The 7,190-nt window shown below is 56.5% G+C and carries 8 protein-coding genes and 1 tRNA gene; 3 read left to right on the top strand and 6 right to left on the bottom strand.

Going from position 1 to position 7,190, the window contains the following annotated elements; genetic code table 11:
* Positions 1–60: 60 nt before the first annotated feature.
* The 4 genes from rlmM to RDN66_RS19720 form a co-directional block, all read right to left on the bottom strand.
* Positions 61–1,161 (bottom strand): 23S rRNA (cytidine(2498)-2'-O)-methyltransferase RlmM, encoded by a 1,101-nt coding sequence (gene rlmM / locus RDN66_RS19705; protein ID WP_202217268.1) that lies wholly within the window; start codon positions 1,159–1,161, stop codon positions 61–63.
* Entirely contained in the window at positions 1,154–1,549 is a 396-nt protein-coding gene (locus tag RDN66_RS19710) for a DUF423 domain-containing protein (RefSeq protein WP_035892825.1), read from the bottom strand. The genes rlmM and RDN66_RS19710 overlap by 8 nt, the downstream gene beginning before the upstream one ends.
* A 19-nt stretch (positions 1,550–1,568) precedes the next feature.
* Positions 1,569–2,486: a glycine cleavage system transcriptional regulator GcvA gene (gene gcvA / locus RDN66_RS19715; RefSeq protein WP_035892823.1), complete on the bottom strand. Its 918-nt coding sequence runs from the start codon at positions 2,484–2,486 to the stop codon at positions 1,569–1,571.
* 353 nt (positions 2,487–2,839) lie between these two features.
* A complete protein-coding gene (locus RDN66_RS19720; RefSeq protein ID WP_035892822.1) occupies positions 2,840–3,067 on the bottom strand; it encodes a YgdI/YgdR family lipoprotein in 228 nt (75 codons plus the stop codon).
* 192 nt (positions 3,068–3,259) lie between these two features.
* On the opposite strand from RDN66_RS19720, the gene csdA reads away from it, so the two are divergent.
* Complete coding sequence (gene csdA, locus RDN66_RS19725) at positions 3,260–4,465, top strand: cysteine desulfurase CsdA (protein WP_202217267.1); 1,206 nt, start codon at positions 3,260–3,262, stop codon at positions 4,463–4,465.
* Positions 4,465–4,914, top strand: a complete 450-nt coding sequence (gene csdE / locus RDN66_RS19730) for a cysteine desulfurase sulfur acceptor subunit CsdE (protein ID WP_202217266.1) — start codon at positions 4,465–4,467, stop codon at positions 4,912–4,914. Before csdA ends, csdE begins: the two co-directional genes overlap by 1 nt.
* On the opposite strand, the gene tcdA is transcribed toward csdE, so the two are convergent.
* Both tcdA and mltA read right to left on the bottom strand, forming a co-directional pair.
* Positions 4,899–5,711 carry a tRNA cyclic N6-threonylcarbamoyladenosine(37) synthase TcdA gene (gene tcdA, locus RDN66_RS19735; protein WP_202217265.1) on the bottom strand — a complete coding sequence of 271 codons (813 nt, stop codon included), beginning with the start codon at positions 5,709–5,711 and terminating at the stop codon, positions 4,899–4,901. The genes csdE and tcdA overlap by 16 nt on opposite strands.
* An 82-nt stretch (positions 5,712–5,793) precedes the next feature.
* Positions 5,794–6,891, bottom strand: a complete 1,098-nt coding sequence (mltA, locus tag RDN66_RS19740) for a murein transglycosylase A (RefSeq protein WP_035892818.1) — start codon at positions 6,889–6,891, stop codon at positions 5,794–5,796.
* 207 nt (positions 6,892–7,098) lie between these two features.
* Here mltA and RDN66_RS19745 point away from each other — a divergent pair.
* Positions 7,099–7,175, top strand: a tRNA-Met gene (locus RDN66_RS19745).
* Positions 7,176–7,190: the final 15 nt, after the last annotated feature.

Here is a 7,190-nt window from a genome sequence, read left to right on the forward strand (position 1 = left end):
GCCCCCGATGCAGGCTCGGAGCTAACCCCGGCGTCGCTGCGCTCGGCCGGGCTACAATCATTAACGCTCGTCGCGACGACCGCCGACGGCGGCCCACAGACGGCGTACGTGAACGGTCACTTCTTCGCGGTCATGGTACAGCTGGCGCGCCTGAATCTGGGCGTTAATCCCGTTTTCATCAAGCCTTGCCTGGATGTGCGCCAGGTTCTGCGACAGCTCTTCATAGCGCTTTTTCATCGGCAGCTTGAGGTTGAAGATGGTCTCACGGCACCAGCCGTTCACCAGCCAATCGGCCATCAGCGCCGCCACTTTCGCCGGCTTCTCAACCATATCGCACACCATCCACGAGATGTTGCTGCGGGTTGGGCGGTAGCGGAAACCATCTTCACGCAGCCAGGTCACCTGGCCGGTGTCCATCAGGCTCTGCGCCATCGGGCCGTTATCCACGGAGGAGACCCACATGTTGCGCTTCACCAATTGATAGGTCCAACCGCCAGGGCACGCGCCCAGATCGACCGCGTACATGCCGTTTGCCAGACGCTCGTCCCACTCGTCGGCCGGGATAAAGACGTGGAACGCCTCTTCCAGCTTCAGGGTTGAGCGGCTTGGGGCATCGGCCGGGAACTTCAGGCGTGGAATCCCCATGTAGAACGGTGAGTTGTTGTTGCTATAGGAGTACCCGGTATAACAGCAGCCCGGCGCAATAAAGAACACGTGCACCACCGGACGCTTAGTGGTCTCGTACGGCGCCAGCACGTTAGCTTCGCGTAGCGCAGCACGCAGCGGCACGGTGAACTTACGGCAGAACTTCATCAGCTCTTTGCTTTCATTGGTGTCTGCCACTTCAACGCGCAGATCGCCACCTTTCTCCACCACGCCTTGCAGCATACCGACAACCGGCGTTACGCGGTCTTCGGCAGGTAAATCTTTCAGCAGTTCGCCAACCACAATCATCTGGCGGGCAAACACCAGCGAGCTAAACGGCAGCTCACGCGCCAGCTTGTCGGCGTCCCCATCCTGATAGCATTCGAAAATCACATAGCCGGAGTTATCTTTAACGCGCGCAAAGCCAAACACTTCGCGGCGACCGGCTTTATCAGTAATTTCCGCAGCACACTCTTTCTCAAACCCAGGGCGGCAATACAGCACAACCTTATTCATGAACAACACCCTTACGCTTAAGTCGAATGGCACCAATCAACATCAAAATCCAACCGGCAAGGAAGCTGACGCCGCCCACCGGGGTAACATACGCCCACAGGCGTAAATGGGAGAGCGCAAGGCAGTACAGGCTACCGCTGAACATCACGGTGCCCAGCGCCAGAAATACGCTGCTCCAGTAGAACCAGATACTAATGCGGCGCTGCATCGCGACCGCCAGTCCAAAAATCGCCAACGTGTGAAATGCCTGATATTCCAGACCGGTCTGGATCCAACCCATTTCGACAACGCCCAACGATTTACTCAGCACGTGCGCGCCAAACGCGCCCAGTGCGACAAAAATAAAGCCACTGATTGCGGCAAAAATCAGCATAAAACGGCTGGTCATGGTATTACCCTAAATTCATTTATTGTTCGTAACGGAAACGGAACGTTTCTTGTTCATTCGCCGCTTTCGCCAGAATCCACTGACGAAAGGCCGCTATTTTACCCAGTTCAGCCTGACTGTCATGACAAACCAGATAAAACGCATTCTTACTGACCAGAACATCATTAAACGGGCACACCAGACGGCCTGCCTCAATCTCCGACTGCGCCATCACGTTATTCGCGAGCGCAACCCCCTGTCCGTGGATGGCAGCCTGTAGCACCATGGCGCTATGGCTGAAGATCGGTCCCTGTTGTACGTTAATATGAGTGAGCCCCAGCTGGCGCGTATACGTTTGCCAGTCGCGGCGTGAAGCATCGTGCAGCAGCGTGTGTTTTGCCAGGTCAGCGGGCGTTTTTAACGCTTTCTCGCCGGTCAGCAGCAGCGGAGAACAGACGGGGAGCAGATACTCGGCGTACAGTTTTTCCACGCGCAGCCCCGGCCAGTTGCCGCGGCCATAAAAAATCGCCACGTCGACATCGTCCGCCAGCTTGTCTTCCTGACGGTCTACGGCCTGGATTCTGACATCAATTCCCGGATAAGCTGAGTTAAAGCTTGAGAGACGCGGCACCAGCCACTGAATAGCAAAACTGGGCAATAAACTAACGGTTAACGCCCCTTTCGCGCTTCGTGCCTGTAGTTTACGCGTTGCCTCTGTTAATTGCGAAAAGATCTCTTTGATGTCCTGAAAATAGCTCTGCCCTTCTTCGGTCAAAAGCAGAGAACGATTGCGCCGCCGAAACAGCTTCAACCCCAGAAAATCCTCAAGAGACTTGATTTGGTGGCTTACTGCGGCCTGCGTCACAAAAAGCTCATCGGCCGCGCGAGTGAAGCTTAAATGGCGTGCGGCTGCATCAAATACACGTAATGCATTAAGTGGTGGCAAACGCTTTGACATGGTCCCAGAACTCAATTGTTAATTGATTTTAACAAATAGGAAACAACAGTTAACCTATTAGTTTTTTTTATCTGAGCCATTATAATTTGTCCGTTGAGCTTCTACCAGCAAATACCTATCATGGCGGCACTTCCTGAGCCGGAACGAGAAGCTTTTTTTGGAATGCGTGTTCTGAAGGGCTTTTGGCTTACGGTTGTGATGTTGTGTTGTTGTGTTTGCAATTGGTCTGCAATTCAGATCACGGTAGCAAGGCTACCCTTTTTCACTTCCTGTACATTTACCCTGTCTGTCCATAGTGATTAATGTAGCACCGCCTAATTGCGGTGCTTTTTTTTGCCTGGACGATCGCCTTTTTATTTCTCCAGCGCAACCATCTCTTTCACTTCGCTGTGGTTAATCTGCTGTTTCACACCGTTCGCATCTTTATACGAAATCAAACCAGTATCATTATCCGTCTGAGGTTTCCCTTCAGACACGATGCTTCGGCCATCATTGGTGTGTATCACGTAGTTCGGCCCCGCGCAGGCGCTCAGCGCGAAAGTCAGCATACAGGCAGAGAGTACGGCGGCAGTCTTTTTCATTTTGTTCTCCTTAAAGCGACTTATGCTATTCAATATTAGATTAACAACAGGGATTAATTTTTCCCCAACACTAAACAGCATAAGACACTGACGCGGCTTCGTATGCAGTTCCGGATAATTCCGACGATGAGCACAAGCCTTGTATCAACGCGCATTTTGCGCGACGATCTCCTTATTGATATGAGGAATTCCATGAACGCCTTCTCCCCAGCGCAGTTTCGCGCCCAGTTTCCCGCCCTGCACGATGCCGGGGTGTACCTTGATAGCGCCGCCACCGCGTTAAAACCGCAGGCGGTCATCGAGGCGACGACGCATTTCTACTCGCTGAGCGCGGGTAACGTCCACCGCAGCCAGTTTGCCGAAGCGCAGCGCCTGACGGCACGCTATGAAGCCGCACGCGACCAGGTGGCCCGCTGGCTCAACGCGCCAAGCGGCAAGGATATCGTCTGGACGCGCGGTACCACCGAAGCCATCAATATGGTGGCCCAGTGCTATGCACGCCCTCGCCTGCAGCCGGGCGATGAAATCATCGTCAGCGTCGCCGAGCACCATGCCAACCTGGTGCCATGGCTGATGGTGGCTGAACAGACCGGCGCAAAAATAGTCCAGCTGCCGCTGGGCGCAGACCGCCTGCCCGATATTGAACGACTCACCGCTCTGATCACCCCACGCAGCCGTATTCTGGCGCTGGGGCAAATGTCCAACGTCACCGGCGGTTGCCCGGACCTGGCCCGCGCTATCGCGCTCGCCCATCAGTCGAATATGGTCGTGATGGTCGACGGGGCGCAAGGTGCCGTCCACTTCCCGGCAGATGTGCAGGCGCTGGATATCGACTTCTACGCCTTTTCCGGCCATAAGCTCTACGGGCCCACCGGCATTGGCGCCTTGTACGGCAAAAGCGAGCTGCTCGACGCCATGACGCCGTGGCTCGGCGGCGGCAAAATGATCAGCGAAGTGACCTTCGACGGTTTCACCACTCAGCCGGTGCCTTATCGTCTGGAGGCCGGTACGCCAAACGTTGCCGGGGTGATTGGCCTCAGCGCGGCACTGGAGTGGCTGTCCGATATCGACATGGTACAGGCCGAATCCTGGAGCCGGGGTCTGGCGACGCTTGCGGAGGAAGAACTGGCAAAACGCCCGGGCTTCCGCTCTTTCCGCTGTCAGGACTCCAGCCTGCTGGCCTTTGATTTTGCTGGCGTTCACCACAGCGATATGGTGACGCTGCTGGCGGAATACGGCATTGCGCTGCGCGCCGGTCAGCACTGCGCTCAACCGCTGCTGGCGGCAATGGGCGTGAGCGGTACGCTGCGCGCCTCGTTTGCCCCTTACAATACGCAGGACGACGTACAGGCGCTGGTCAGCGCCGTCGACCGTGCGCTCGAACTTCTGGTGGACTAATGACGACGCCTTCACTCGCCGGGCACCCGTTCGGCACCACCGTAACGCCTGAAACGTTACGAAAACAGTTTGCGGCGCTTTCGCAGTGGGAAGAGAAATACCGCCAGCTGATCCTGTTAGGAAAACAGCTTCCAGCGCTGTCGGACGAGCTTAAAGCGCAGGCGCGCGAGATCCCCGGCTGCGAAAACCGCGTCTGGCTGGGCTATACCCAATCTCCAGACGGCACGCTGCACTTCTTTGGCGATAGCGAAGGAAGGATTGTACGTGGGCTGCTGGCGGTGCTGCTGACGGCGGCGGAAGGCAAACAGCCAGCGGAGATTCTGGCAGACGATCCGCTCAACCTGTTTGATGAACTGGGGCTACGCGGTCAACTGAGCGCCTCTCGCTCTCAGGGCCTGATGGCCCTGAGCGAGGCAATGATGGAAGCCGCGCGTCAGACGCTAGCCTGACGCTCCGCTTTCGCGAGCATTTTCTTCAGCGCATGGGAAACCGCCACGAAGCCAAAAGTGGCGGTGACCATCGTCGCTGCACCGAATCCAGCGGCGCAGTCCATCCGCTTCGGCCCTTCCGCCGTGCTTTTCATTGCACAGACCGAACCATCCGCCTGCGGGTAAACCAGCGCTTCAGTTGAGAACACGCAGTCGACGCCGAGCTTGCCTTTGCTGTTCTTCACCACGCCAAAATCGCTTTTCAGCCGCTCACGCAGCTTCGCCGCCAGCGGATCCTGGATGGTTTTCGCCAGATCGCTTACCTGAATTTGAGTTGGGTCAATCTGTCCGCCCGCGCCGCCGGTAGTAACCAATGGGACTTTATAGCGACGGCAGTAGGCAATCAGCGCGGCTTTCGGGCGAATGCTGTCGATAGCGTCCACCACGTAGCTGTAGCCCGCGCCCATGTACTCGGCGACGTTATCCGGCGTGACGAAATCGTCCACCACGGTGACGCGGCACTCAGGGTTTATCAGGCGAATACGATCGGCCATCACTTCCGCTTTCGCCAGCCCGACGTTGCCGCCAAGGGCGTGGATCTGACGGTTGGTGTTGGTAACGCACACGTCATCCATGTCGATAAGCGTGATCGCACCGATGCCGGTACGCGCCAGCGCTTCCGCCGCCCAACTGCCTACGCCGCCAATACCGACCACGCACACATGCGCGTCAGCAAAGACCTGTAGCGCTTTTTCACCGTACAAACGTGCCGTGCCGCCAAAACGCTGGCGCCAGGCGCCACTGATAACCACAGACATAAAACCTCAAATTCATTGATATCGAGCGTTCCCGGCGTCGCGTTGCTCGGCCGGGCTACAAGACGCCGGGGAAATCACGGACTTAACCGCTAAACACATTCCCGCCGTTGGACGCTGTCTTCAGCACCCATACGCGTCCGTAGTGATTATACCAGCCCGCACGGTGCCCGGCATCCGGGCCGATGCCCTGGTAGATGTCAAAGTGCTGGCCTTTAATCGCGCCGCCGACGTCCAGCGCCACCATCAGGCGCAGCTCGTACTGGCCGTTAAACTTACCGTTATTGTCGAGCTGCGGCACTTCAGCCAGCAGCGTGGTGCCCGGCGGAATAATGCTGCGGTCAGACGCCACAGAAGCGCGGCCAATCAGCGGCACGGCGCTGGCGCCTTTCACCGGAGCAAACGACTGCGGTTTAAAGAAGACGAATGACGGGTTCTGCTCCAGCAGCTCGCGGACTTCCGCTTCGCTGTGGGTTTCGCCCCAGTGACGGATCGCCTGCATCGACATATCTTCACGCTTCACTTCACCGCGATCGATCAGTACCTTGCCGATACTTTTATAGGGCCAGCCGTTTTTGCCGCTGTAGCTAAAGAAGTTCAGCGGCGAGCCGTCGCCGAAATCAATATAGCCGCTGCCCTGCACGTCCATGATGAAGTTATCCATCAGCGAATTACTGTAGGCCAGTATGTAGTTATCGCTCAGCCCACCGGCATAAATGCTCGCGCGGGACGGCAGCTTGCCGCGCTTCGGCGGCATACGGTAGATTGGGTACTGGAATTCGCCCTGACGTGTATGACGTGCCTGGACAACCGGCGTGTAGTAGCCGGTAAACTGCACGTTGCCGTAGTTGTCGGTCCCTTCCATCTGCCAGGCGTCAATGCCGTACTGGCGCATGGTGCGGGTGTCGCCGCCCGCGAGCAGCCACTGCTGCACGGCGCTATAAAGGTTGCTCTGGTTGCCGTAGAGGCGCGGAGAGGCGTTACGAATCTCATTTAACTGCTGCGCAAAGTCGCCCGCGTTAATTGGCGCGCCGACGGCATCAGGTTGATTCACGAGTGAGAAAGGCTGGGTGAGTTTCCCGTCTTTATACTGTTGACCGCGATCGGTCGGTTTTGACGAACAGGCAGCCAGCATCGCCAGCATTGCACCCGTTGCCACATATTTGGCCCAACGTCCTTTCATGGTATTTTGTATTCCGCATTATCGAAAGTGCCCGGTGAAGATAACAAACCCCCAGGGGTATTTAAATGCGAACGCGAAGCCCAGTTACCAATTCGCACAAAAAAAACGCAAATTGCGCCACATACGTACAAGTTATAAAAAAATGAGTGATTTGCCACAAAAATAGTTGCAACAAATGCTGAGCAGAGTATAGTGCGCATCCACGGACGCGGGGTGGAGCAGCCTGGTAGCTCGTCGGGCTCATAACCCGAAGGTCGTCAGTTCAAATCTGGCCCCCGCAACCAATTAAAATCAGAAGC

Source organism: uncultured Kluyvera sp. (assembly GCF_902485085.1).
Lineage (GTDB): Bacteria > Pseudomonadota > Gammaproteobacteria > Enterobacterales > Enterobacteriaceae > Kluyvera > Kluyvera ascorbata.

What these genes read in the sequence shown, in the direction of transcription:
- rlmM (WP_202217268.1), bottom strand. Translation starts at nt 1,161, where the DNA reads ATGAATAAGGTTGTGCTGTATTGCCGCCCTGGGTTTGAGAAAGAGTGT.
- RDN66_RS19710 (WP_035892825.1), bottom strand. Translation starts at nt 1,549, where the DNA reads ATGACCAGCCGTTTTATGCTGATTTTTGCCGCAATCAGTGGCTTTATT.
- gcvA (WP_035892823.1), bottom strand. Translation starts at nt 2,486, where the DNA reads ATGTCAAAGCGTTTGCCACCACTTAATGCATTACGTGTATTTGATGCA.
- RDN66_RS19720 (WP_035892822.1), bottom strand. Translation starts at nt 3,067, where the DNA reads ATGAAAAAGACTGCCGCCGTACTCTCTGCCTGTATGCTGACTTTCGCG.
- csdA (WP_202217267.1), top strand. Translation starts at nt 3,260, where the DNA reads ATGAACGCCTTCTCCCCAGCGCAGTTTCGCGCCCAGTTTCCCGCCCTG.
- csdE (WP_202217266.1), top strand. Translation starts at nt 4,465, where the DNA reads ATGACGACGCCTTCACTCGCCGGGCACCCGTTCGGCACCACCGTAACG.
- tcdA (WP_202217265.1), bottom strand. Translation starts at nt 5,711, where the DNA reads ATGTCTGTGGTTATCAGTGGCGCCTGGCGCCAGCGTTTTGGCGGCACG.
- mltA (WP_035892818.1), bottom strand. Translation starts at nt 6,891, where the DNA reads ATGAAAGGACGTTGGGCCAAATATGTGGCAACGGGTGCAATGCTGGCG.